Raw genomic sequence first — 24935 nt, forward strand, 5'->3', positions numbered from 1 at the left:
ATTGCTCTATCCGAATGTCCGTAACAACGGATGTCGCACGTTATTTCTGACCATCCACCGACCCCATCCGAAACACTGAGATACCCTCCATAGGGTCCAGTGTTTCGCGCCAGGGGGCACGCTCCAGCAAGCGGATCGTGTCTTCATAACCCACGGCCCAGCGTCGCTCGATGCCACTCGACGAAAAATCGATATCCCTGTTCAAATCGTCGTTATCGAAGGCCGGCGCGTCGAGTTCCAATACTTGCATCGTCGTGCCGCAGCCCCAGCCGAGGAGCGCCTGCACCTCCGGCGTATCGCGTTTCTCTTCAGGCACGTACTGACTGAGTTCGCGAATCACGTGCCGCAGCCGGTGAATCTGCTTCTGTCGATCGAGATGGCTTTCGGCGCGACTCGAATACTGAATATCGCGCTGCCGGCTCATGACCTGCAAGATGGACTCGGGCTCCGGACCGCTTGACGGCCACAGCTGCACCGAAAAAATCACCGAGCTGCAGCGCGGCCGATCATCGAGCACGGCTTCTAGCGGCGTGTTCGAATAGATGCCGCCATCCCAGTACGATTCGCCTTCCAGTCGCACCGAAGGGAAGCCGGGTGGAAAAGCGGCGGATGCCATCACGTGCTCGACATCCATCGGCGCGTCGCGATTGGTGAAATACCGCATCCGTCCGCTGCAGACATTGACCGTGCCAACCGTCAGCCGCGTCGCCTTGCGATTCAGGTAGTCGAAGTCGATCAGCGAAGACAGGGTTTCACGCAGCGGTTCTGTCGAATAGAATGCCGCCCGCTCCGGTCCAACGCGCGCCTGAATATTCGCCCATGACCCGGGTTGCGGCGTGAAGAACGACGGCACACCTTGCGTGACGATTGCCAGATCGCGCGACCAGTTGGCGAGTCCTGGCAACAGCCAGCTTGCCGCATCTGCACCACGGCGCGCCACACCGTTCCAGAACTGGGTTAATCGCGCAATGCGGTTCTCCGGCAGATTGCCCGCGATGATCGCGCCGTTTATCGCCCCGATCGACGTGCCGATCACCCAGTCGGGTTTGACCTTGCGGTCATGCATCGCCTGATAGACACCAGCCTGGTACGCGCCGAGAGCACCGCCTCCCTGAAAGACAAGCACAACCTGTCCGGGAATATCCGGTGCGGCCTCCGATTGGCTTGCCGCGTTAGCCTTGCGTTTGCCGTGCGTCTTGTCGCCCATTGCAGGTCTCCCGGACAAATCCCGCGGTGCCGCTGATTTTGCCACGGGTGGGGTTGGCCTGGCGCTGCGGTTTTCCCTTGTTACTGTAGTGGGAGTTTGCGGGCGGCTTAAGAATTCTGTTGCCTGAAAGGCATCAAGCTTTATTGTCTGGGCGTGACGGACTGGACCCGATTGCGCCCTGCGCGTTTCGCGTCGTAGAGCGCCGCGTCCGCCGCCTGAACGAGTGCATTGGGCGTGCTCAGCGTGTTCTGCTCGTTCGTCGCGCACCCGGCACTGATGGTGGACCTGGCCGCCAGGTATCGGCGCCGTCAGGCCCAGCTGCATGACGGCTAGCCGGGCCTGCTCGGCAATAACCGATGCTTCTTCCGATCCGGTGTCAGGTAACACCACCGCAAACTCTTCGCCGCCGTAACGGGCGACGAAATCGCTCGACCGACGTGCTGTTCCTGCCAGCGCCTTCGCAATTGCACCAAGGCAGGCGTCGCCGCGTAGATGACCAAAGGCGTCGTTGTAATCCTTGAAATTGTCGACATCGACCATGACGGGCGAGAGCGGCTGACCGTTGCGCGTCGCACGGTCGAATTCCCTGCGAAACTGATCGTCAAAATAGCTACGGTTATAAACGCGCGTCAGGGCGTCGCGTGTGGACGTATGCAGCAGGGAAGCGTGCGCCTCCGACAATTCGCGGTAGAGCACGGTCACTTCCCAGACCAGCACGCATACCAGCACGCCGGGCACCAGCATGCTGAAAACCCGTGCGACATACCAGCCAAGAGTGAACTGAACCATGCTCAACAGATTCAGACTGGCGTCGGCAAGGGAGGCGAGCTTGCCACGGACCGCGTCGATGCTTGCCCGGTAACGCCCGGTGGAGCGTCGCAGCCGGTCGGAACCTATTGTCCTACAGATCGGCCCCGATAATCGGGTGGTAAGCCGGCAGTGCCCGGATACGATGGCCCCGACCACCGCACGGCCTGCCAGAATGATGCGCACAATCTGTTGTCACGCGTCAGGTGAAGTCAGGTGAACTCTGTCGCCAACCTACCGAAGCCCCAGCGCCAACTCCACAAACTGCATCGCGCGGGCGTTCGCGTCGCCATGGCGGTGAGCGATGTACAGCGTGGTGATAGTGTCCGTCTCGTCCAGCTCTCGGAACACAACCCCCGGCACCGCGATGGTCTGCAGCGTCGAGGGCACGAGCGCAATGCCGAGCCCGGTTGCGGTCAGCCCGATCAGGGTGGAAGCCTGCTGGGCCTCCTGCACCACCTGAGGTTCGAAGCCGCGCTTCGCACACAACGCGATAATCTTTTCGTGGACCGCGACCCCCGCTTGCCGCGGATAGGCGATGAACGGTTCGTCGCGCAGATCCTTCACCTTGATCGACGAGGCTTTGGCGAGCCGATGCCGCGCATGCATGGCGAGCACGAGCGGCTCTTCCATCAGCGGCGTGAACACCAGATCGGTAGGGGGCACGCTTTCGGGCATCCGCAACAATCCGACGTCGATTTCGCGCTGCTCGATCGCCTCGATCTGCCGCGACGACGACAACTCCAGCAGCGTGATGTTGACCTTCGGACGCTGCGTCCGGTACGCGTGAATCAGCTTGGGGAAAAACGGTGACAGCGTCGAAGCGTTGGTAAAGCCCACTCGCAAACGCCCGACGTCGCCGCTGACGGTCTCCCAGACGCTTTCCTTCGCATGTTCGATCCGCGCGAGGATCGCCCGTGCGTCGTCCAGCAACGCCAGGCCCGCCTCGGTCAGCGCGACCGAGCGGCGCGTGCGGTGAAAGAGCCGCGCGCCCAGTTCTGTCTCCAGCGACTGGATCGCAAGACTCAACGGCGCCTGCGTGATGCCCAGCCGCTCGGCGCTGCGCCGAAAGTGCAGCTCCTGCGCCAGCACCACGAAAAATTCCAGATGACGGATATTCATTGATTTGCTCTGTAAATCAATAAGCTTGATTTGGAGAATAAATCAAAACTGTTTCCCGGGCGATACTGTTTTCCACTTACTCAAACGACGGAGACAGCATGAACGGTGCGGAACTGGTCGAACGCCTGCGAGCGCGACACAAGATCATTGCGCTGGGAATTCGCGCCTCGCGCACAACGGATGCGGTCCGCTGGGCCAAAGCGGCCGGCTACGACACGATCTGGGTGGATATGGAGCACAGCTCGCTGCCGGTCGATACCGTGTCGCAACTGTGCTCATGCGCGGTCGACCTCGGCCTGATGCCCTGGGTGCGCGTGCCGGAACGCGATTACGGCACGATCAACCGCGTGCTGGACGGCGGCGCGCTCGGCATCATCGTGCCGCGTGTGGAGACCGCCGAACAGGCGCGCGATGCGGTGATTGCCACGCGCTTTCCGCCGCTCGGCCAGCGCTCGCAACTGGCGACGCTGCCCTACGTCAACTTCGAAAAACTTCCCGCTCGCGAACTCAACCGGCGTCTGAATGACGCGACTGTGCTCAAGGTGCTGATCGAAAGCCGCGCCGGCGTCGAAGCGGCCGATGCGATCGCGGCGATCGAAGGCGTCGACGTGCTCGCGCTCGGCTGCAACGATCTCTCCGCCGATCTGGGCCACACCGGCGAATCGGCGCATCCCGAAGTCGTGGCCGCATGCCGCAAGGTGATCGCGGCGGCGCAGCGGCACGGCAAGGTGGTGATCGTAGGCGGCATGCCGGAGTGCGAGGCGCTCAATGAATTGCGTCGCGAGGGCGCCGCGCCCTTTGTCTTTGCCGGCATCGACAGCGATGTTTATCTGGCGGCGCTGCGCGAGCGCGTCGAACAGGCACGTCAACTTTAATTCGAACTTCCACTTTCAGATCATGGCAGAAACCCCGCTGATTTCCACGCCGATGCGTGACTATGAAACCCTGTCGCGCCCGTCGTTCACGATGCCGCCGCTCGCCTGCGACGCGCACATGCACGTATTCGGCTCCGAAGACAAATATCCGAAGATCGAGCATCCGCACTACACGCTGCCGGACGGCAAGCTCTCGCACTATCTGCAGATGATGAGCGTGCTGCACCTGAAGCGTTTCGTGATCGTGCAGCCGAGTTTCTACGGCACGGACAACCGCTGTCTGATCGACGCGCTGCACGTGGCGGGCTCGATCGCACGCGGCGTCGTAATGATCGACGAGAACACGGACGCGGCCACGCTGGACAGCTTTCGTCAGTCCGGCGTTCGCGCGGTGCGTCTTGATCTGTTTGCACGTTCCGGCCTGCCGACCGTCGAGATCCAGCAGTACATCACGCGCATGGCGCGCTTGTGCGCAAGTCTCGGCTGGCACGTGCAGTTCTATGCGCCGGGCTGGGTCGTGCGCAATCTGATTCCGTTTCTCGCTGACGTTCAAACCGATTTCGTCATCGATCATATGGGCTACATGCTCGAGGAAGACGGCCTTACGCAAGCGGATTTCGACCGTCTCCTCAGTTTGCTGAAAGACGGCAACTGCTGGCTTAAACTCAGTGCGCCGTATCGGATCGCCAAACATCGCGGCTATGAAGCCGTGGCGCCGATGGCCGAAGCGATTATCAAGGCGGCACCGCAAAAAGTGATCTGGGGTTCGGACTGGCCGCACATTCCCGATTCGACGCGCGACACCGGCGAATTGCTGAATCTGCTCGGCGCATGGACCGACGATCCGGCGGTGCACAAGATGATTCTGTCTGACAATCCCGCACGCTTGTTCGACTACTGAGGCAATCCACACCCACTATGTCCTACCAACCCAACGCAGCGTTTGCCGGTCTCTTTCGCGCGTTCACGTCGGACCCGCAGAGCATTGGCATACATCTGACGCAGCAGATGGCGCAGCAGCAGGCGGACGATCCGATGCTGGTGTCGACCGGCAGCGATATCGTGCTGTTTCCCGGCGCAGGGCGCGCACCGTCGATCGAGAGTTTTCGTAAATCGACGCGTGGCTTCATCGAGTTGACGGCGGTATCGCATTTGCCGCTGGCGCTCGCTTACCTGGCGCGAATGCGTGAACTGTCGCCGCACGACAACGCGTGGCAGCGCGACGCGTCGAACCTGCGTAGTCATGCCGAGGCAACCCGCGCGGCTAACTCGTTGGAATTGTGGCGCGATCAAGTCGCGGTCGCCAGCTTTGCGGGCCACGAGCAGAAGATCGCCGATCTGGTCGACTACACCTGCAGCGTGACGATCGATCTGCTCGATCGGATCGAGAAAGACCACTCGTTGCTGAGCTTCGCACGTCTGAACGAAGAGTACTTCGCCGCGCCGTCAACGAGTGCGTTCCCCGTGCCGATGAACGACGTGATGTTCGCGACCTTCGGGCTGGCGTTTCTCGACATCGTCTACCGCATCGGCAACTGGTTTCGCGCGCAGGCAATCGACTGGAACCGTCTGATGTTCCTCGTCAGCGGACAGTCGGGCAGGCCGACCGCCGGTGTGAGCTGGGCGTCGAACAACATATGCTATCTGGTGTGGTGCGCGTCGGATCGCGTGCTGTTGCCGGAACGCGTGCTCATCGCACCGCATGCGCCGTCGTTCTCGGTCGCCGAATTGCCGGACGCCGCGGGCATGGCGGAACTGGAGCGCACCTATCGGGCGTTGTGGCTCAACACTCGCTCGAGTATCGATGTCGCGCGCGCATTGTTTCCCGGGCAGCGGCCGTTTCACTTCGATCCGGTGCCAGCAGGCGGCATGCCACCCATCACCTCGATCGACGACCGCGATGCGACCACGGCGCGCCTGCGCCGCATCATGGAGGATCCGACGCAACTGTTGTCGAACTGCGTCGCCGATTACATCGTCGATCAGTTGTACAGCAACGGCAATCAGCCGCAAAAGGTTGCGATTCCTGGTTTTACGAATGTGACTTTTCCGAGCGCCGTGCAGTCGTAACGACGGACGCCGGACCCATACCCGCGCGTAAGGGCAGCCGCGCGGGCCATAACAAAATGCCCTTGACGAAGGAGACAGGCTTCATGAATTCACTTGCACAAGAGCCGCCGGCGGGTCCGCCGCTCAGCAACGTGCTGCGCATCACGCTGGTGTGCTTCGCGGTGTCGATGATCGACGGCTTCGACACACTGATGTTGTCGTTTGTCGCGCCCTTGCTGGCGAAGTCGTTGCAGATCGATCACGCCACATTGGGCCGCGTGTTCGGCGCCGGCTTCATCGGCACGGTGCTTGGCTCGCTGATCGTCGGTCCGCTGGCGGACCGCTTCGGTCGACGGCCGATGCTGCTGCTGGCGCTCGCCGTAACCGGAATTTTCACGCTGGGCTGTGCCTTTTCCACGTCGGCAACGATGCTGGCCGCGCTCCGGTTTATCGGCGGCCTCGGCATGGGCGGCGCCATTCCGCCGGTGGCGGCGATCACCGCTGAGAGCAGTTCGCCACAACGCCGCTCTTCGCTGGTGATTCTGATGTTCATCGGTTTTCCGCTCGGCGCGGTGGTGGGCGGCGCGATCACTGCGGCGTTGATGGTGCGCTTCGGCTGGTCGTTCGTGTTCCTGATGGGCGGCACATTCGCCTTGCTCGCGATGATTCCGGTGCTTCTCGTGATTCCGGCGCAAACCGTCAGCCGCGCCGAACGGGTGGCTGCGCGGTTGCATGCGGCGCGCGGTCTGAACGTGATCGGCGGCGTGTTCGCCGGTGGCCGGCTCCCGGCGACGCTGGCGCTGTGGTTCGGCGTGTTGTCGAGCATGATCCTGTCGGGCTTCCTGGTCAGCTTCATGCCGACCATTCTCAACATGAATGGTGTCGAACCGGGACGCGCGGCGCTCGGTTCGGTCGTACTCAATTTCGGCGCGATCGGCGGAGCGCTGGTGATTTCGACCCTGGTCAGCAAGCGCGGGCCGTTCGTGCCAGTGGCGATTTCGTTTCTGGGCGGTGCGGTGTTGACGGTGGCGTTAGGCCAGATCATCGGTGCGGGCAATGTCGCGCTTGCGATGCTGTTTGCCGTCGGCGGGTTTCTGGTCGGCGGGCAATTGACGTTTCCGGCGATTGCCAGCTATCTCTTTCCCGCTAACGTGCGGGCGGCCGGTGTCGGCTGGACGCTGGCGATCGGACGCATCGGTTCGATTGTCGGGCCGGTGGTCGGCGGCATCCTGCTGTCGCAGCATCTGTCATTCGAAGCACTTTTCATGCTGGCGGCGATCCTCGCCGTAGGCGCGGCGCTCGGCATTGGTCTCGCCAATGTGCTGCGGCCGCGTGAAACAGAGAGTGGCGCGGTCACGCCGGCTGCGTCTTTTGCGATCACGGGTTCGGAGTTGGGAGAGGCGGGTCATGGCAAGAACTGAATTAGGCGCGGGTCTGCTCACCAGGCTGCAGGAGCTGCCGACCAGCGGCGCGCGCGCAGTCGAAGTCTTTACGACGGACGAGGGCACCTTTCTCGGCGTACCGCAACTCGCACGCGATGTGCCGGGTGAGGCGCCTTACATGAACGGTGGCGACAGCGACATCGAAGCACCGATCTACCGCTGGCAGGACGGCCGTTTCGTCGAGCACGAAGCGTTGCCATTGCCCGGCGGCGAAGACCTCGAGTACTTCGAAATCGATGGCCGACGCTTCCTCGCGGTAGCGGGCATTCGAACCGGCAAGGGGCCGTACGATCTCGATACCGATGCCGTGCTGTATGAACGCATCGCCGGCACATGGGTGCCGTTGCAAAGCTTTCCGGTATTCGGGGCGAAGCAGTGGACGGCTTTTTCGTTCGACTCGCGTCATTTCCTCGGCTTGTCGCAAGGCGTGGTGGTCGACGGCGTCGAGCCGAAACATCCTCGCGAATCGCGCCTGTTCGAGTGGAATGGCGAGCGCTTCGTGCCGTTCCAGACTTTCAACGGACAGTGGGGTTACAACTTCGCGTTCGTGTCGTTCGGTGGCGAGCACTATCTCGCGTATGCGGACCACGTTAGCGGGTCGTCGGTGAATCGCTGGAACGGCGAGAAGTTTGTCCCACTGCAAACGTTCGAGGAAAACGGCGGCCGCGCGTTCCGTTTCTTCGAAGCAGAGGGCGCGCTCTGGATGGTGCACGCGAACCTGCTCAAACACACCACGCTGTATCGATTCGACGGCGCGCAATTCGTCGAGACGCAAGTGTTGGGTGGCCCGGGCGGGCGCGAACTGTGCCTGATCGACGGCAAGGAGGGGCGCTATCTGGTGCGCGTGTGCTTTATCACCGGCACGCCGAAAGCACCGGTTGTCGTGCCGCAATCGGAGATTTTCCGCTGGCGCGATGGGTGCTTCGAACTGGTGGGCGACTTCGCGACGTCCGCTGCGACGGATGCCGCCAGCTTCGTCGATGACGGTCAACGCTATCTGGTAGTCAGCAACAGCCTGAGTGAAGAGATCCGCTTTCGCACCGATTCGACGTTATACCGGTTCAACGGTTAGCGCCTAACTGACATCCCCAGCGCCCGGCCGCCCGCCGGGCATTCCCGACAGGGAACAGATATCCCTCCTGCGAGGGAGGGCACCGTTTTGCCTTTTAAAAATAAAACCACTGGAGACGAGCAATGAAAAAGTTTGCCTTGAGCTTAAGCGCATCCGCTGTACTGGCGTTGAGCATGAGCAGCCAGGTTGCGCACGCACAAAGCAGCGTGACGCTGTACGGCATTATCGATGCGGGCATTACCTACTTCAGCAACGTGAACGGCCATTCGAACTTCGTCGCCAACGACGGCTCGATCCAGTCGAATCGATGGGGTCTGCGCGGAGTGGAAGATATCGGCGGCGGCACGCGGGTCGTCTTCGTGCTGGAGAACGGCTTCAATCTCTACTCGGGCACGATGGTGCAATCGGGCGTGCTGTTTAGCCGACAGGCGTGGTTGGGTATCGAGAATCAGACGTACGGCCGGTTCACGCTCGGCAAGCAGTACGATTTCTTCTGGGACAACCTTACGCAGTTCGCCATGGGGCAGGTCGCCGGTCAGTACTCGTGGCACCCGGGCGACTTCGATCACCTTGCGGGCACGTTGCACATCAATAATGCTATCAAGTACACGTCGCCGAACTACCTGGGATTGCAGGCAGGTGCGCTGTATGCATTTCCTTCGCAATCCGTATCAGCGGGAACCGGGCGCGTGATCGCGTTTGGACTGCGTTATTCGAACGGTCCGTTAAACCTTGGCGCTGCGTACACCGATACGCATGATCTCGGCCTGAATGGGCCGAGCCAGGCCGGTACCACGTTCTTCCCCGATCTGCCTGCTACGCCTGTGCTGGCGAGCAGCGTCAGCAGCTTTGGTGTGGGCGGCAGCTATCGCTTCGGCAGGAGCCTGACGCGGCTACTGTTCACCGATACGCACTTCCGCATCGGACACGACAACGGCTCGATGCCGACCTATGAAGTGAACGAGGTGTTCCAACTCACCCCCGCCACGACGCTGATGGGCGGCTACTGGTACAGCAAGCTCGGCTCGCAGAAGTGGCAGAACGGCACGCTCCTGCTCGACTACGCGCTGTCGAAGCGCACCGACGTCTATACGAGCGCGACTTATCTGCGCGCATCGGGTGGTGCGGCACCGGTGTTCCTCGGCGGCGGTGCAGCGCCGGTGTTTGCCAATGGCGTGTATGTCGGCACAGGTCAATCGTCGACCGCTGTGCGGGTGGGGCTGCGCACACTGTTCTAGACCTCACGCGTCAGCAGTGAAGGCGCGGCGTATTGCCCGCGGTTCATTTCAAACCGCCAGTTGGACCCGATCCGGAGTGAGCGTCAGGCGGTGGCGCTTTCCGGAGATCAGGAGACAAGGATGGATACCTATCACCCGCGCGTCATTCGATGGCTCATTGCAATAGCGATTCCACTGGTCATTCTCGGGTGCGGCGGGAGTGTTCACGACACAGCGCCCGCCGACCCTACCGTCGTCAAGACCCAGCAAGGACAGGTAAAAGGTGTCACCGTCAATGGCGTGCGTGAGTTTCTCGGCTTGCGGTATGCAGCGCCACCGACCGGCGCGCTGCGTTGGAAACCTCCTGTAGCTTCCGCGGCCTACACGACGAGCATGTACGACGCGTCGCACGTCGGCTCGTCATGTGTACAGGGAACGGCGACGGCCCCGACTGGCAGCGAGGACTGTCTCTTCATCAACGTCTACGTTCCCGGCACCACCGCAAGCACCACGGCGTTGCCTGTGCTGTTCTGGATTCACGGTGGCGGTTTCATCGTCGGCTCCGGTTCCGCGACGGATGGCAGCGCGCTTGCCCAGAAGGCGAACGCGATAGTGGTGACGATCAACTACCGTCTCAATGCACTGGGCTTTCTGGCTCATCCGGCACTAGCTGCGGAAGATCCCAACGGCGCCTCGGGCGACTACGGCATCATGGACCAGACCACCGCGCTTGCCTGGGTGCAGAAAAATATCGCGGCGTTCGGCGGCGATCCCGGCAACGTGACGATCTTCGGCGATTCGGCGGGCGGCCATTCGGTGTACGTGCAACTTGCTTCGCCGGGTGCGGCGGGTCTGTTTGCGAAGGCGGTCGCCATGAGCGGTGGCTTCAGCCGGCAGCAGGAAACATTGCAGCAGGCCGAAACAGACGGCATTGGCTACGCCAAAACCTGGGGCTGCACGGACACCACCAGCGCCGCTTGCCTGCGTAATTTACCGGCGTCTGCTTTGCTGCAAGGCAACCCTGTGGCCTGGTATGCGACGATCGACGGCAAGGTACTGCCGAGTTCGACGAGCGTGGCATTTGCCAGTGGCCAGTACAACCGGGTGCCGGTGATATCCGGTTTCACCGAGGACGAAGGAACGTACTTCGTCGCGGCTGCATTCGACGCGCAGGGCAATCCCGTCACATCCGCGGGCTACGAAGCGGCGATCCAGAATTTCCTCGACGTGCCCGGCGCCGCCACCGCGGCGCTCTATCCGGCGAGCCAGTTCACGTCGCCGAGCGAGGCGTTGGCCAAAGCCGCCGGCGACTACCTGTTCACCTGCAGCGAAATGCAGGACGCCGACAACCTCGCGAAGTATTCGCCAGCGGCTTACGTGTACCGCTTTTCGGATCCCGCGCCCTACAGCGTACACAGCCTGATTTCATTGCTGCCGCCCACCACCATGAATTACGGCGCCTTTCACTCGTCGGATCTCGACTACTGGTGGCAACTGATCACGAGCCCGACGGCAAACCAGGCAAGCCTGTCCACGGCGATGACAACCGCGCTTGCAGGTTTCGCGCATACCGGCAATCCGAATTCAGGCAGTACGGTGGCGAACTGGCCGTTGTACACGTCGGCGACCCGGCAAACGCTCGACTTCGGCTATCCGGTTTCGAACACTTACGATGCGTACACCGCGCATCAGTGCAGCTACTGGTACGGCGAGGCGCCGTCGCACGGCCTGTAGCATCTTCAGGACTCGGCAGGAAAGACGCTGCCCATGAGTGCACTACGCGGATGCACCACGGGCAGCGCCAACACTGCTTACGGTTTGATCCGTTCTCCGAAAACCATTCCACAAAAGCTTGTTTGCGATTCCGTATCCAGGTCGCTAGATTCATTCGTATCGCAATGAATCGACGGAGGCCGTATGGCCGCACTTTCAGCGACGCTTATCTGGGGCGGACTTCGGCATCCTGTGCGAACCCTGCAGAAGCAATTGTCAAAACGCGCACCCCTCACGCCTGAGCAATCCTCAGACGAGACGGCCGCCGCGACCTATACCTCTCAATCACCTGAACGGCTCGAGCGCATTGCGGCTTACGCGCGCTGCGGCTATTTCCATATGGAATACACCGCTGGCATGTTTGTCGTGCCGCTCGAGATCCCACGGGAATAACGCGCATGGCGGAGGTGGCGCGGCAAATCCGCAGCGAACGGGCATTGCCTGGTGGCTGCAAGCCGGAGCATCCGAACCGATGCTTCTTTAGAAATGACAATTAATTGGTTCGGCTTCGGCTAACTCTCTTTCATAGTGTCTTCTGATGGCTATAGGCGGTTGCATTCGCAGATGGCTTAGACCCGCGCGTACTGATTCGCGCGATATCGACGGAGACATCATGACGCTTGAACTCGCAGAACGCCCCACTCTTGCACTGCTCGAAGCCGCCCGTGCGAAGGCCGCCGAAGCCGGTTTGCCCTATGCCGGCGGCCTGTCGCCACAGGATGCGTGGGCGCTCGTCCAGGCCGGCGATGCCGTGCTGGTGGACGTGCGTACTGCTGAAGAACGCAAATTCGTCGGACTCGTACCGAACAGCCTCCATGTCGCATGGGCGACGGGTACGAGCCTGACGCGCAATCCGCGCTTCGTGCGCGAACTGGAAGCGAAAACCGGCAAGGACGCCGTCGTGCTGCTGCTGTGCCGCAGCGGCAACCGCTCGGCACTGGCGGCCGAGGCCGCGGCGAAAGCCGGCTTCACGCAGGTATTCAATGTTCTGGAAGGCTTTGAAGGGGAGCTGGACGGCGCGCAACGGCGCGGCGCCAGCAATGGTTGGCGCTTTCATGGCCTGCCGTGGATTCAGGACTGACAGTCTGATCGTTCATGCTGCACTTTACGGGGAGTAACCGCTGTGGCTGTGTTTGATGTCGATGAGATTGTTCACGCGCTTCAGACGGTCCGCCAGCAATGGCGCGAAGTGCAGAAGCGCTCGCTTGAGCCGGGCGGGCGCGAATTGCCGGGGCGCGAAGCGCTCTCGGAGATCATTGAAACGCTGAAGGGCGTGCTTTTCCCAATGCGGCTCGGGCCGCCCGATCTGCGCCAGGAAAGCGAAAACTTCTACGTCGGCCATGCGCTCGACGCCGCGCTGCATGCCTTGCTGAGTCAGGCGCGTCTGGAGTTTCACTACCGCAGCCGCCATCAACCGCCGCCCGCCGCCACGATCGAGGCGCAAGCCGGTATCGCGGTGCGCGCGTTCGCGGCGCGCTTGCCGGCGATTCGCAGCTTGCTCGATAGCGACGTATTAGCGGCGTTTCACGGCGACCCCGCGGCCGGCAGTGTGGACGAAGTCCTGCTGTGCTATCCCGGCGTGCTGGCGATGATCCACCATCGGCTCGCCCACGAGTTGTATGGGCTCGGGCTGCCGCTGCTGGCGCGCATCATCGCCGAGCTCGCGCATGCGCAGACCGGTATCGACATTCATCCTGGCGCGCGGATTGGGGCGGGGTTCTTCATCGATCATGGGACGGGTGTGGTGATCGGCGAAACGGCCATCATCGGCGAACGCGTGCGGGTCTATCAGGCCGTCACGCTGGGCGCGAAGCGTTTTCCGCGCGACGCGCAGGGTCATCTGGAAAAGGGCCATGCGCGTCATCCGATCGTCGAGGACGACGTCGTCATTTACGCGGGGGCCACCATTCTTGGACGCGTCACGCTCGGGCAGGGCGCGGTGATCGGCGGCAATGTGTGGGTCACGCAGGATGTCGCGCCCGGTTCACACGTGACGCAGGCCGTGTCGCGCAACGAAGGCACCGGCGCCGCCGCGGTCCGCGAGCGGCCGCCGCGCGATCAGGAGGCAGTCGCGGAGCCCGCCACGGCCGGGGCGGCTCGATGAGCGTGCTCGTCAGGGACTTCGGCGCCGCGGTGCGGCGCTTTCGTGAGGCGTCCGGCTGGTCGCAGGAGCAATTGGCCGAGCACGCCGGACTCAACCGGTCGTATGTCGGCGAGATCGAGCGCGGTTCTGCGATCGCGTCGATTGTCACGCTCGACAAACTCGCCCGTGCTTTCAACGTGCCGGTCGAACGCCTGCTCAGCCATTCGTCCGATGGCGTGAGCGTTGCCGCACGCCCGCATTCCACACTCGTCGATCCTGCGTCCGCCCGTTAGAACCCGTTAGACCGCTGCTTTGCCGTCTATAGCATGTTGAACGGCCAGGGGCGTCTTCCCATAATCACTTTCGTTCATAAGCTTTCCCGTTTTTCTTCTATCAATCCTGGAGCTTCAGATGACAGCAACAGTCGGCGGCCTGACGGCGCTCGGCGATACCGCAGCACGGCAACTAGCCAATGCCACCAAAACCGTTCCGCAACTCGCCACGATCACGCCCCGCTGGCTCACGCATCTGCTTCAATGGCTGCCGGTCGAAGCGGGCATTTATCGTCTGAACCAGGTGAAGAATCCCGAAGCCGTCAAGGCGGCCTGCACCGCGCGCGAAGATGAAAGCATTCTGCCGCGCACTTTCGTGCCGTACGAAGAGCAACCGCGCGAGTACTTCCTGAATGCGGTCAGCACCGTGCTCGACGTGCACACGCGGATCTCGGATCTGTACAGCAGCCCGCACGACCAGATCAAGGAACAGTTGCGGCTCACGATCGAAACGATCAAGGAGTTGCAGGAAAGCCAGCTGATCAACAATCCGGACTACGGCCTGCTCGCGAACGTGGCCGAAGAGCAGCGCGTGTTTCCGCTGACCGGTGCACCGACCCCCGACGATCTCGACGAATTGCTGACCAAGGTATGGAAAGAGCCGGCGTTCTTCCTGACGCATCCGCTCGCGATTGCCGCCTTCGGTCGTGAATGCACACGCCGTGGCGTGCCGCCGCCGACGGTCAGCCTGTTCGGCTCGCAGTTCCTGACGTGGCGTGGCATTCCGCTGATTCCGTCGGACAAGGTGCCGGTTGCCGATGGCAAGACCAAGATTCTGCTGCTGCGCGTGGGCGACAAGCGCCAGGGCGTGGTCGGCCTGTTCCAGCCGGGCGTGGCCGGCGAACAGGGTCCGGGTTTGTCGGTCCGCTTCATGGGCATCAACAATCATGCGATCGCGTCGTATCTGATCTCGCTCTATTGCTCGCTCGCGGTGCATTCGCCGGACGCGCTGGCAGTTCTCGATGACGTGGAGATCGGCAAGTACCATGACTACCCAGACACCTACAAGTAAGCCCATGGATAGCGTCCTGCCGCACGATGTGCCGACGGGTCCGCCCGCGGGCTTGCCTGATCCGGCGACGTTGGCGTCGCTGGCCAATGCGTTCTTCTCGGCGCTTCCGGGCAACGCACCGCAGGTAGGCGGTGCGCCCGACGTGGCCGCCACGCTGCCGTTCACGGCGCCTGTGACCAGCGAGATCAGCAATCCGGCCCCGGCCGGTTCGCCGCTCGCGGGTCCCGGCGGCGCGGGCACAGGTGTGCCTGGTGCGGCGTTGCCGCAGGGGCATGTGCCGGGAGGCAACCTGCTGCCGTCAGCACCTACGCATGTTCTGTCGTTGGGTAATCGCGCGCCTGCGCTCGCACCTCATGCGGCTGGGCAGAACGGCCTGCCTGATAGCGCAGTGACTGTTGCGCCGGCACTCGATCCGCGCTTTGGCGGCGCGGCGCTGGGCGTGCCTGAAGCACACGGTGCGCAGCGTCCGTCCGCTGGTGGTGCAGCGCCTGCGTCGCCCGTCTCAGCGTCGCCTTATTATTTCCTGGGCGAAACGGCGCAAGCCCGGACATCGACGGTTGCGTCGCCGGATATCGTCGTGCCGGGTTGGAACGAAGTCAGCGCGCAATCGCTCGGACTCCCTGGTGTCGATCAGCCGCTCGCCGAGCAGCGCTTCCCGTACGACAGGCCGGCAGCATCGCCAGCGGCGCCGAGCGTCGGGCCGGCAGAGCACACCAGCAACTCGCACTATTTCCTGAATCTGAATGAGGGATCGCAGTTTCCCGGGCACACTTCCGCCAGGACGGATGGCGTGCCGCATGCCGGGCCGTCAGCGCATCCGCCATTCGATGTGAATGCGATTCGCCGGGACTTTCCGATTCTGCAGGAACGTGTGAACGGCCGTCAGCTGGTGTGGTTCGACAATGCCGCGACTACGCACAAGCCGCAGGCGGTGATCGATCGGCTCGCGTATTTCTACGCGCATGAAAACTCGAACATCCATCGGGCCGCCCATGCGCTGGCCGGCCGCGCCACGGATGCGTACGAAGCCGCACGCAGCAAGGTGCAGCGTTTCATCGGCGCGGCATCGCCGGAGGAAATCATCTTCGTGCGCGGCACCACTGAAGCGATCAACCTGATCGCGAAGACGTGGGGCGTGAAGCATGTCGGCGAGGGTGACGAGATCATCGTCTCGCACCTGGAGCATCATGCCAACATCGTGCCGTGGCAGCAGCTTGCAGCGCAAACCGGTGCCAAGCTGCGTGTGATTCCGGTCGACGACAGTGGCCAGGTTCTGCTCGACGAATATCGTCGGCTGCTCAATGACCGAACGAAGATTGTGTCGGTCACGCAGGTGTCGAACGCGTTGGGCACCGTGGTGCCGGTCAAGGAGATCGTCGAGCTGGCGCATCGTGCGGGTGCGAAGGTGTTGGTCGACGGTGCTCAGTCTGTGTCGCACATGCGGGTAGACGTGCAGGCGCTTGACGCGGATTTCTTCGTGTTCTCGGGTCACAAGGTGTTCGGTCCGACCGGCATCGGCGTGGTCTACGGCAAGCGCGCGATTCTGGAAGATATGCCGCCCTGGCAGGGTGGCGGCAACATGATCGCGGACGTCACCTTCGAGCGCACCGTATTCCAGCCTCCGCCGAGTCGTTTCGAAGCGGGCACGGGCAATATCGCCGATGCGGTAGGTCTGGGTGCTGCGATCGACTATGTTCAGCGCGTGGGTATCGAGAATATCGCGCGCTATGAACACGATCTGTTGGCGTATGCGACAAGCGTGCTGCAGCCTGTGCCGGGCGTGCGTCTGATTGGCACGGCGCGCGACAAGGCCAGCGTGTTGTCCTTTGTGTTGAAGGGCTACGAAACCGAGGAAGTAGGGCAGGCGCTGAACGAAGGGGGCATCGCCGTGCGCTCGGGACATCACTGTGCGCAGCCGATCTTGCGGCGCTTTGGCGTGGAAGCCACGGTGAGGCCGTCGCTTGCGTTCTACAACACCTGCGATGAAGTCGATGCGCTGGTGTCGGTTGTGCGTCGGTTGTCTTCGCGACGCTAAAGAAAAACGGCGGCCGTTTATTATGGCCGCCGTTTTCTCACGCCTGCATTCAGGCAAACCCCGCCAGATAACGCCACGGATAGATCCCCTGCGCGTGTCCATCGCTGAAGACGATCTGCACGCCGTAGCCCATCGGCTGCATGTCGACAATCACGAGTTGCGGCTCGATTCGCGGCGCCTCGCCCAAATGCGCCAAGCGACGGCATGTTGAACAAGGGCATCGTTCTCGCAGCGTGGCATTGTCGATCCACTGCGTTTGGCCATCGCGCCACGTCAGGGACAGTCGCCCCGTCGCGGCATGAATCGTCACGTGTTCGGGCGCGTCCATCAGTGCGCCTTTTCAATCTGTGCCAGCGCTATACGCGCGGCCTTGCGTACTTCCGGATCGGGATCGGTTGCGGCTGCGTGCAAGGCGGGCAACGACGCTGCGTCGCCCAGTTCGCCAAGCGACAACGCCGCTTCCTTGCGCAGATTGCTAATCGCATGTGTGAGCAACGCGGCCACTGCCGTGCTTGCGCTTGCGTTTGCATCGCCGAGTTTGCCTAACGCGCGGACCGCCTGCAGACGGACTTGCCAGTAGTCGTCGTCAAGCGCCGCGATCAGCGCATCCTGTGCGCTCGACGCGCGCAGTTTGCCGAGCGTAGCCGCCGCTTCTTCACGGACCTGCCACGCGGTATCGCGCAATGCGCTCAGCAACGCGGCGATGGTTTCGTCCGTCGCCGCTGCGCCGATGCCCAACGCGCCGATTGCCGCACGCCGTACAGCGGCGCTCGGGTCCTGTGCGGCTGTGGCGGTAAGAGGGCCAAGCGCGCGTTCGCTCTTCAACCAGCCGAGCACGCTCACGGCTTCGAGCCGCACACCATCCTCGCTCGCGCTTAGCGCGGCCAGCGCGGGTTCCAACGCACCCGCATAACGTAATTCGCGCAGACCGCGAAGCGCAGCCTGGCGCACGAACGGATCGTCATGTGTGGTCCACGGCGCAAGCAGTGGTCCGGATTCCTGATCCTTCAGATTGGACAGACTCTGCGCGGCTGCGTCGCGGACATCTTCCGCACGATCTGCCAGCGCTTCGCATAACGCCTCAACCGCGTCGATGCGCTCCCATGCACCGAGCACCTCGGCGGCCTGAGCGCGAACGTCCGATGATGGGTCGGTGCGTAACGCGGCGACAATCGGTCCGAGCACGGCTTCGTCTTCGAGGTCGGCGAGCGCAAGGAGGGCGATGCGGCGCACCGCGGCGTCCGCGGACGCGAGGCGCGGGAGGAGTGCGGCGGCTTCCGGATCGAGAGAATCGGGGTCGAACGTCAGCGGAAGCGAAATATCGGTCATGAGTTGAATGGTGTCTGGAGGATTCGCGACTAGCGCAGCAGATAAGGAATGTCGACCTTGACCGCATCGGTCGGGCAATCCTTCTCGCACGGCATGCAGTACCAGCATTCGTCGAACTTCATGTACGCCTTGCCTTTGGTCAGGTCGATCGCGAGCAGGTCGAGCGGGCATACATCCACGCAGACCGTGCAGCCTTTGTCCGCGATGCATTTGTCTTCGTCGATCGTGACCGGCGCTGCGCTGCGCTGGAAAATGTTGTGCGGTGTCGTAGACATGGTGGCTCCTCAAGCGTCGGCCAGCGCGGGCTCGCCGATGCGCAGGTTCTGATAGGCATGACTCTCCTGGTTGTCGAGCGGCACCACGTACGGCTCCACAGCGCGTTTTTCGCTGACCATGCGACCCGCTGCATCTTTCTTCAGATGCGTGTGGCAGAACCACTCCGCGTCGTTGCGCTGCGGATAATCGACGCGATGGTGGTACAGCCCCCAGCGGCTTTCCGTGCGATACAGCGACGCATGCGCCGCCATTTCGGCGCAGTCGCGAATCGCTCGCACTTCCGCGGCGCGCATCAGTTCGTGCGGATTGTCGGCTTTGATCTGGTCGATGTCGGTGGCGATTTCCGCGAAACGTTGCAGGCCGATTTCCATCTTGCGCGTGACCTTCGGCGGCTGAAGATAGTCGTTCACCATGCGGCGCAGCTTGTATTCGACTTGCGCCGGCGCAAGCCCTGTCTCCCGTTCGAGCGGCGCATAGATTCGCGCCCGTTCGGCTTCGATCTGCTCGTTATCGAGCGCCGCATGCTCACGACCGTCGACGTATTGCGCCGCGTTTTGCCCGGCGAACCAGCCGTAGGTGAACGCGCCGAGCATGTAGTTGTGCGGTACCGCAGCCATATCGCCGGCAGCGTAGAGACCGGCGACCGTGGTCTCCGCGCGCTCGTTCACGTAGACGCCGGACGCGCTATGGCCGCTGCAAAAGCCGATCTCCGAGATGTGCATCTCGATCATCTGCTGCCGGTAATCGGTGCCGCGTCCTGCGTGAAATCGGCCCCGGCTCGGGCGCTCATTCGTGTGCAGAATCTGCTCGATGGTTTGAATGGTTTCTTCGGCGAGATGGTCGAGCTTCAGAAATACCGGCCCATTGCCGCTTTGGAGTTCCTGATAGAACTCCCACATCATCTGGCCGCTCCAATAATCGCATTCGATGAAACGTTCACCCTTGCCGTTGGCGGTGAAGCCGCCAAGGGGGCCCGTCACGTATGCGCATGCGGGGCCGTTGTAGTCCTTGATCAGCGGGTTGATCTGGAAGCACTCGAGGTTCGCCAGCGCTGCGCCCGCGTGATAGGCCATCGCGTAGCCGTCGCCGGCGTTGGTGGGGTTCTCATAGGTGCCCATCAGGTAGCCCGAGGACGGCAAACCGAGCCGTCCTGCAGCCCCGCAGCTGAGAATGACAGCCTTCGCGCGCACCACATAGAAATCCGCCGTACGGCAATCGAAGCCCAGCACGCCGCAGGCGCGCCCTTGCGCATCGGTCAGAACACGCGTGACGACGATGCGATTGGTGATCGCAATGCGCGCGCGTTTGAGCTGCCGGTAGAGCACTTTCTTAATGTCATGGCCTTCCGGCATCGGCAGAACATAGGAGCCCATGTGATGCACTTTCTTCACCGCGTAGTCGCCTGTGCCGTCCTTTTCGAACTTCACACCCCAGCGGTCGAGCTCTTCGATGGTCTTGAAACTGTGCCGGGCGTAGGCGTAGACGGCGGCCTGATCGACGATGCCGTCGTTGGCGATGGTGATTTCCTTCGTGTACTGCTCGGGCGTGGCGTGGCCTGGGATGATGGCGTTATTCAGCCCGTCCATGCCCATCGAAATCGCGCCGCTGCGTTTGACGTTGGCCTTTTCCAGCAGCAGGACCTTCAGATTCGGATTCTGTTCTTTTGCTTTGACGGCAGCCATTGGACCGGCGGTGCCACCTCCCACGACGACCAGGTCGTACTCGATCACGTGCGTATTCATTTCGTCTTCCTTGTGGTCTTCTTCTCTTTCTGGCGGTCGATGCGAAAGCGATACTGAAACGCGTCGCCGCGGAAATAGAGGTATTCGTAATCGATCGGTGTGCCGTCCGCGCTATGGGTCAGACGCTCGATGCGCAGCACCGGGCTGCCTTCTTCGACGTTCAAGGCTTCGACGATTTCATCGTCGGCGAGAATTGCGTCGATGGAGACGTCGGCGTGGCCGAGCGGCACCGCGCAGTCGTTCTCGAGAATGAGGAAGATGTCGCGCGTGACGAGGTCCGCGCCAGCCAGACGTTTGCCCAATGCCTCCGGCACCCATGTGATTTCGAGCGACACCGGCTCGCGATTGAGCATCCGCACGCGACGGATTTCGGCGATCTTCGTGCCTTCGGGCAGTTGAAGCCGGCTCGCGACGTGCGCGGTGGCGGGAATGAAGCGGATATGTTTGAGCTGGTTGACGATCTCATAGCCCATCGACGACATCGCTTCGGCGAAGCCCTGCAACGCACTGACGTTCTGGAAGGCTTTCGGCTTGGAGACAAAGGTGCCCTTGCCGTGCAGTTTGAAGACGAGGCCTTCTTTTTGCAGATCGCCGAGCGCCTGCCGCACGGTGATGCGGCTGACGTTGAACATCGCGCAGAGGTCGTTTTCAGACGGCATCTGCGAATGGGCCGCGTATGTGCCGTCGAGAATGCGCGAGCGCAAAGCAGTCTTTATCTGCTCGTAGAGCGGCGGGGCGGAGAGAGGCAGCACGTTGGCCGGGTCGGGTTTCTGCATGATCTGTGGGTTGTCTGTACTTGTTATGACAAGTTGAGTCACAGTCTAGTGAGGGAGCCCGGAGCGGCGAACGAAGATTTTGTGCTTTGTATTTCTGCGGAACAGCTTTCGGCGTGCCCGTTAGTGTCGGAGCCCCGGCACACCGCGTTCGACGGGCAACTACCGGGTGGCGGGCGGTGGCAAGCAGCGTCGGCGAAGGACGATTAAACTGGCCCGACCTGTTTGCGATGGAGCTTGCTACATGTCACGTCAGCTTCGCCTCGGCGCTTTCATGCGCCCCACGACAATTCACACCGGCGCATGGCGCTATCCGGGCGCCTATCCCGACGCCAACTTCAATTTTGCGCACCTGAAGCGCTTCGCCCAGACGCTCGAGCGTGGCCGTTTCGACGCGTTCTTCATGGCTGATCACCTCGCGGTGCTCAACATGCCGCTCGACGCGCTCAAGCATAGCCACACGGTCACGTCGTTCGAACCGTTGACGCTGCTGCCCGCGCTGGCGGCGGTCACGGAACGGCTGGGGCTTATCGCCACGGCGTCCACTACGTTCGACGCGCCTTATCACGTCGCGAGGCGGTTTGCCTCGCTCGACCATATCAGCGGCGGCCGTGCTGGATGGAATCTCGTGACGACGTCGAACCCCGATGCCGCGCTCAATTTCGGTCTCGACGAGCATGTCGAACACGACGAGCGGTATCGGCGTGCCCGCGAGTTCTTCGACGTGGTCACCGGACTCTGGGACAGTTGGGCCGACGATGCCTTTATCCGCGATACGGAAACCGGCACATTCTTCGATCCGGAGAAACTGCATGTGCTGAACTACAAGAGCGAGAACTTCTCGGTGCGCGGCCCGTTGAATATTGCGCGCCCCGTTCAGGGGTGGCCCGTCATCGTGCAAGCCGGTTCATCGGAAGCAGGGCGTCAGATTGCTGCCGAAACCGCCGAGGTGGTGTTCACCGCGCAAACCCTGCTGGCGGAAGGCAAGCGCTTCTATGCCGATGTGAAAGGCCGGATGGAAAAACTCGGCCGTGCACGCGATCATATGAAGATCCTTCCGGCCGCCTTCGTGGTCGTAGGTGACACGTTGGAAGAGGCGCTGGAAACCCGGGCGCGGCTCGACACGTTCGTGCACTACGAGAGCGGCATAGCTTCGTTGTCGATTGCTTTGGGGCATGACGTATCCGGTTTTGATCCGGACGGTCCGCTGCCAGAGATTCCGGAGACCAATGCGAGCCGGACAGCGCGTCAGCGAGTGGTCGAATGGGCGCAGCGCGACGGGCTGACGATTCGGCAACTCGCTCAACGCATCGGCGGATACTCAGGGCTCGAGATGGTGGGCACGGCGAAAATGATTGCCGATCAGATGGAGCAATGGCTGGTGGAAGAGGGCTCAGACGGATTCAACGTCATGTTCCCGTATCTGCCGGGCGGTCTTGACGACTTCGTCGACAAAGTCATTCCCGAGTTGCAGAAGCGCGGCTTGTTCCGGCGCGAATACGAAGGCGCGACACTGCGCGAGAATCTGGGATTGCCACGGCCTGAGAACCGTTTTTTTGCCCGATGAAATGACCGACTACTGAACTACTAATCGGTCTATTTCACGGCACGTTCGCGAGTCGACGTGACGCCGGGAACCACGTTCGACTATTCGCCCGTGCGTGCGGTCAGCTCGCCATTCATCGCGCTGCTCACGACAAACTCATACCGTTCCGGTCGGATATGAAATAGCGTCGACTCGCACACGCGATCCGCTGCAGGGCAATCCGTTTGCGCACGCGCCGACCTTTCACTGGGAAATCAGCGGCGCGGAATTGCTCGCCAGCGGCACGGCGCGGCATGAACTCGGCGGCACCGAACTATTCCTGGCTGTCGAACGTTTGACGGATCAGCCGTTGCCGGTGGATTTGGCAGGACGGTTCGAAGTTGCACCGCAGAACGCCGGCTTCGGCTTTCGCCCGGTGTACGTGTTCGGCCGTCAGCGCGACGACAGCAAAGTGTGGAGCTCGGCGCAGTTCATCACGTTCGATAGGTAGTGCGCTTACGCGGTTGCGGCCGCTTCGCGTGGATGCAGGTGGCGGCTGACAGGCCGTCGCAACCTGAAGTGTTCGCGCAGGGTGCTGCCCTCGTAGTCAGTGCGGAAAAGGCCACGTTGCTGCAGAAGCGGAACCACGCCATCGGCGAAATCCTGCAAGCCGCCCGGCAGAACGTCCGGCATCAGATTGAAGCCGTCGGCAGCGCCGCCTTTGAACCAGTGTTCGATATCGTCGGCGATCTGTTCCGGCGTGCCGACGACGACACGATGTCCGCCACCGCCCGCAAGCGCGCGGATCAATTGACGCGCTGTGTATCCATGGGTCCGCGCCTGTGTGAGCGTGGCGTTGAAGAACGTGTGATTGCCATTGCCGTTGCCGGGCAATGAGAGATCGTCCGGCAGGCGTTCGTCGAGTTTCAACCGCTCGACGCTAATGCCCAATATGCCGGCCAGTCGGCTGAGGCTATAGGTCCATGGAATCAGGTCGACCAGCTCATCGCGACGGCGCAGGGCCTCGGCTTCGGTTGCGCCGATGATCGTGGTGAGTCCGGGTAGCACGCGAATTGCGTTGTTGCCACGTCCCCACGTCGCGGCGCGAGATTTCAGTTCGCGCGCATAGGCGGCGGCCTCGTCGAACGACTGCGATGCCGAGAACACGGCTTCCGCGTGGCGGGCCGCGAGTTCGCGTCCGTCAGTTGAGCCGCCGGCCTGGATCAGCACGGGATGACCCTGTGCACTGCGCGGCAGGTTGAACGGACCATCGACACTGAAGTATTTGCCGCGATGGTCGATGCGATGCACCTTCGTGGTGTCGATGAAACGGCCGCTCGCCTTGTCGCCGATAAAGGCATCGTCTTCCCAGCTATCCCACAGCGCCTTCACCACCTCGGTGAACTCGGCTGCGCGCTCGTAGCGTTGCGCGTGATCCGGCACCGCCTCGCGGCCGAAATTGCGGGCTGAGCCGAGATCCGCGGTCGTCACGATGTTCCAGCCGGCCCGGCCCGCACTGAGCTGATCGAGCGTGGCAAAGCGGCGCGCGATGTTATACGGCTCGTTATAACTCGTCGATGCCGTGCCGATTACGCCGATATGCGTCGTGGCCGCAGCAATACCGGCGAGCAATACGGTCGGCTCCAGCGCCGTGATCGGGCGGAAGTCGATCTGATCGGCAATCGAGGCGTTATCCGCGAGAAACACGGCGTCGAATTTCGCCGCCTCGGCAATCTGCGCGACACGAACGTAGTGGGCGATATCGACGAAGGCGCGCGGATCAGCTTCGGGCGTACGCCATGCGGAAGGGACAAAGCCGGAGTGGAGGATATTGACGTTCAGATGAAGCTGGCGCGGCGGGTCGGTTCTCATGGTCTTTTCGAATGCGGAAGCAGCCAGCAACGAACGGACGAACGCTCTGACCGATTCGCCCATTGTCGAATAGCGGATCGTTCGAGACCACGAATGAATTCTGGCATCGATATGCCGGCGAAGACTAAGCGCAGGGCAACGTCGCTATCTGGTGGCGGTTCGCCATGCGCGACGCTTTGCATATCAGAACAAATTGGTTTTCCGCGAGTCCCGCCCAGGCAGACAATCGTTTCTGGATGACGGTACGCACAATACGCTGCCTTTGTTGCCTTTGCCGGAGCATGCCGCTGCTGCAGTGGGTCCGCTTGACCGGGTCCACCGCAGAAACAATGAAACGTCTGCCCTTGCTCAATTCGCGTATATGAAGGCCCCCATTAACTTAACCCGTTCAC

General features: G+C 62.1%; 23 protein-coding genes and 1 pseudogene. 15 read left to right on the forward strand and 9 right to left on the reverse strand.

Annotated features, from left to right (window positions below; translation table 11 throughout):
• Positions 1-40: 40 nt before the first annotated feature.
• From PQQ86_RS06465 to PQQ86_RS06480, 3 genes and pseudogenes are all read right to left on the reverse strand, one after another.
• Positions 41-1207, reverse strand: a complete 1167-nt coding sequence (locus PQQ86_RS06465; protein WP_408270135.1) for a patatin-like phospholipase family protein — start codon at positions 1205-1207, stop codon at positions 41-43.
• Between the two features lie 369 nt (positions 1208-1576).
• Positions 1577-1996: pseudogene (locus tag PQQ86_RS06475) on the reverse strand (GGDEF domain-containing protein); the annotation flags it as partial.
• Between the two features lie 252 nt (positions 1997-2248).
• A complete protein-coding gene (locus PQQ86_RS06480) occupies positions 2249-3136 on the reverse strand; it encodes a LysR family transcriptional regulator (RefSeq protein WP_408265419.1) in 888 nt (295 codons plus the stop codon).
• Between the two features lie 98 nt (positions 3137-3234).
• Between PQQ86_RS06480 and PQQ86_RS06485 the strand changes: the two genes are divergently transcribed.
• The 13 genes from PQQ86_RS06485 to PQQ86_RS06545 all read left to right on the forward strand — a co-directional run bounded on the left by PQQ86_RS06485 (position 3235) and on the right by PQQ86_RS06545 (position 17026).
• Entirely contained in the window at positions 3235-4011 is a 777-nt protein-coding gene (locus PQQ86_RS06485; RefSeq protein ID WP_093632348.1) for an HpcH/HpaI aldolase family protein, read from the forward strand.
• 22 nt (positions 4012-4033) lie between these two features.
• Positions 4034-4912 (forward strand): amidohydrolase family protein, encoded by an 879-nt coding sequence (locus PQQ86_RS06490; protein ID WP_408265420.1) that lies wholly within the window; start codon positions 4034-4036, stop codon positions 4910-4912.
• A 17-nt stretch (positions 4913-4929) separates the two neighbouring features.
• Positions 4930-6081 carry a DUF5624 domain-containing protein gene (locus PQQ86_RS06495; RefSeq protein ID WP_408265421.1) on the forward strand — a complete coding sequence of 384 codons (1152 nt, stop codon included), beginning with the start codon at positions 4930-4932 and terminating at the stop codon, positions 6079-6081.
• Positions 6082-6164: 83 nt separating this feature from the next.
• Positions 6165-7481, forward strand: a complete 1317-nt coding sequence (locus PQQ86_RS06500) for an MFS transporter (protein ID WP_408265422.1) — start codon at positions 6165-6167, stop codon at positions 7479-7481.
• The gene (locus tag PQQ86_RS06505) at positions 7468-8574 is read left to right on the forward strand and encodes a hypothetical protein (RefSeq protein ID WP_408265423.1); all 1107 of its coding nucleotides are present in this window, start codon (positions 7468-7470) and stop codon (positions 8572-8574) included. Before PQQ86_RS06500 ends, PQQ86_RS06505 begins: the two co-directional genes overlap by 14 nt.
• Before the next feature lie 122 nt (positions 8575-8696).
• Complete coding sequence (locus PQQ86_RS06510; RefSeq protein WP_408265424.1) at positions 8697-9812, forward strand: porin; 1116 nt, start codon at positions 8697-8699, stop codon at positions 9810-9812.
• A 120-nt stretch (positions 9813-9932) separates the two neighbouring features.
• A complete protein-coding gene (locus PQQ86_RS06515) occupies positions 9933-11525 on the forward strand; it encodes a carboxylesterase/lipase family protein (RefSeq protein WP_408265425.1) in 1593 nt (530 codons plus the stop codon).
• 183 nt (positions 11526-11708) lie between these two features.
• Positions 11709-11957 (forward strand): hypothetical protein, encoded by a 249-nt coding sequence (locus tag PQQ86_RS06520; protein WP_408265426.1) that lies wholly within the window; start codon positions 11709-11711, stop codon positions 11955-11957.
• Between the two features lie 220 nt (positions 11958-12177).
• Positions 12178-12645: a rhodanese-like domain-containing protein gene (locus tag PQQ86_RS06525; protein ID WP_408265427.1), complete on the forward strand. Its 468-nt coding sequence runs from the start codon at positions 12178-12180 to the stop codon at positions 12643-12645.
• A gap of 42 nt (positions 12646-12687) precedes the next feature.
• On the forward strand, positions 12688-13668 hold the full coding sequence (gene epsC, locus PQQ86_RS06530) for a serine O-acetyltransferase EpsC (protein ID WP_408265428.1): 981 nt from the start codon (positions 12688-12690) through the stop codon (positions 13666-13668).
• Entirely contained in the window at positions 13665-13940 is a 276-nt protein-coding gene (locus tag PQQ86_RS06535) for a helix-turn-helix domain-containing protein (RefSeq protein ID WP_408265429.1), read from the forward strand. The genes epsC and PQQ86_RS06535 overlap by 4 nt, the downstream gene beginning before the upstream one ends.
• Before the next feature lie 118 nt (positions 13941-14058).
• On the forward strand, positions 14059-14991 hold the full coding sequence (locus tag PQQ86_RS06540; protein WP_054040017.1) for a family 2A encapsulin nanocompartment shell protein: 933 nt from the start codon (positions 14059-14061) through the stop codon (positions 14989-14991).
• On the forward strand, positions 14966-17026 hold the full coding sequence (locus PQQ86_RS06545; protein ID WP_408265430.1) for a family 2A encapsulin nanocompartment cargo protein cysteine desulfurase: 2061 nt from the start codon (positions 14966-14968) through the stop codon (positions 17024-17026). The genes PQQ86_RS06540 and PQQ86_RS06545 overlap by 26 nt, the downstream gene beginning before the upstream one ends.
• 49 nt (positions 17027-17075) lie before the next feature.
• Here PQQ86_RS06545 and PQQ86_RS06550 read toward each other — a convergent pair whose 3' ends face one another.
• Genes PQQ86_RS06550 through PQQ86_RS06570 form a run of 5 tightly spaced genes read right to left on the reverse strand, consistent with a single transcriptional unit; the run spans position 17076 to position 21149 of the window.
• On the reverse strand, positions 17076-17354 hold the full coding sequence (locus PQQ86_RS06550; protein WP_408265431.1) for a DUF971 domain-containing protein: 279 nt from the start codon (positions 17352-17354) through the stop codon (positions 17076-17078).
• Complete coding sequence (locus PQQ86_RS06555; protein WP_408265432.1) at positions 17354-18355, reverse strand: HEAT repeat domain-containing protein; 1002 nt, start codon at positions 18353-18355, stop codon at positions 17354-17356. Before PQQ86_RS06555 ends, PQQ86_RS06550 begins: the two co-directional genes overlap by 1 nt.
• Before the next feature lie 29 nt (positions 18356-18384).
• Positions 18385-18630: a 4Fe-4S dicluster domain-containing protein gene (locus PQQ86_RS06560; protein ID WP_408265433.1), complete on the reverse strand. Its 246-nt coding sequence runs from the start codon at positions 18628-18630 to the stop codon at positions 18385-18387.
• Between the two features lie 9 nt (positions 18631-18639).
• The gene (locus tag PQQ86_RS06565) at positions 18640-20373 is read right to left on the reverse strand and encodes a fumarate reductase/succinate dehydrogenase flavoprotein subunit (protein ID WP_408265434.1); all 1734 of its coding nucleotides are present in this window, start codon (positions 20371-20373) and stop codon (positions 18640-18642) included.
• Positions 20370-21149, reverse strand: coding sequence for a GntR family transcriptional regulator (locus tag PQQ86_RS06570; protein WP_408265435.1), 780 nt, complete (start codon positions 21147-21149; stop codon positions 20370-20372). The genes PQQ86_RS06565 and PQQ86_RS06570 overlap by 4 nt, the downstream gene beginning before the upstream one ends.
• 241 nt (positions 21150-21390) lie before the next feature.
• Between PQQ86_RS06570 and PQQ86_RS06575 the strand changes: the two genes are divergently transcribed.
• Both PQQ86_RS06575 and PQQ86_RS06580 read left to right on the forward strand, forming a co-directional pair.
• Complete coding sequence (locus tag PQQ86_RS06575) at positions 21391-22713, forward strand: LLM class flavin-dependent oxidoreductase (protein WP_408265436.1); 1323 nt, start codon at positions 21391-21393, stop codon at positions 22711-22713.
• Between the two features lie 94 nt (positions 22714-22807).
• Positions 22808-23182: a hypothetical protein gene (locus PQQ86_RS06580; RefSeq protein WP_408265437.1), complete on the forward strand. Its 375-nt coding sequence runs from the start codon at positions 22808-22810 to the stop codon at positions 23180-23182.
• Positions 23183-23187: 5 nt separating this feature from the next.
• Here PQQ86_RS06580 and PQQ86_RS06585 read toward each other — a convergent pair whose 3' ends face one another.
• Positions 23188-24543: an LLM class flavin-dependent oxidoreductase gene (locus PQQ86_RS06585; protein ID WP_408265438.1), complete on the reverse strand. Its 1356-nt coding sequence runs from the start codon at positions 24541-24543 to the stop codon at positions 23188-23190.
• Between the last annotated feature and the right edge of the window lie 392 nt (positions 24544-24935).

This window comes from Paraburkholderia sediminicola (genome assembly GCF_046026675.1).
GTDB lineage: Bacteria > Pseudomonadota > Gammaproteobacteria > Burkholderiales > Burkholderiaceae > Paraburkholderia > Paraburkholderia sediminicola_F.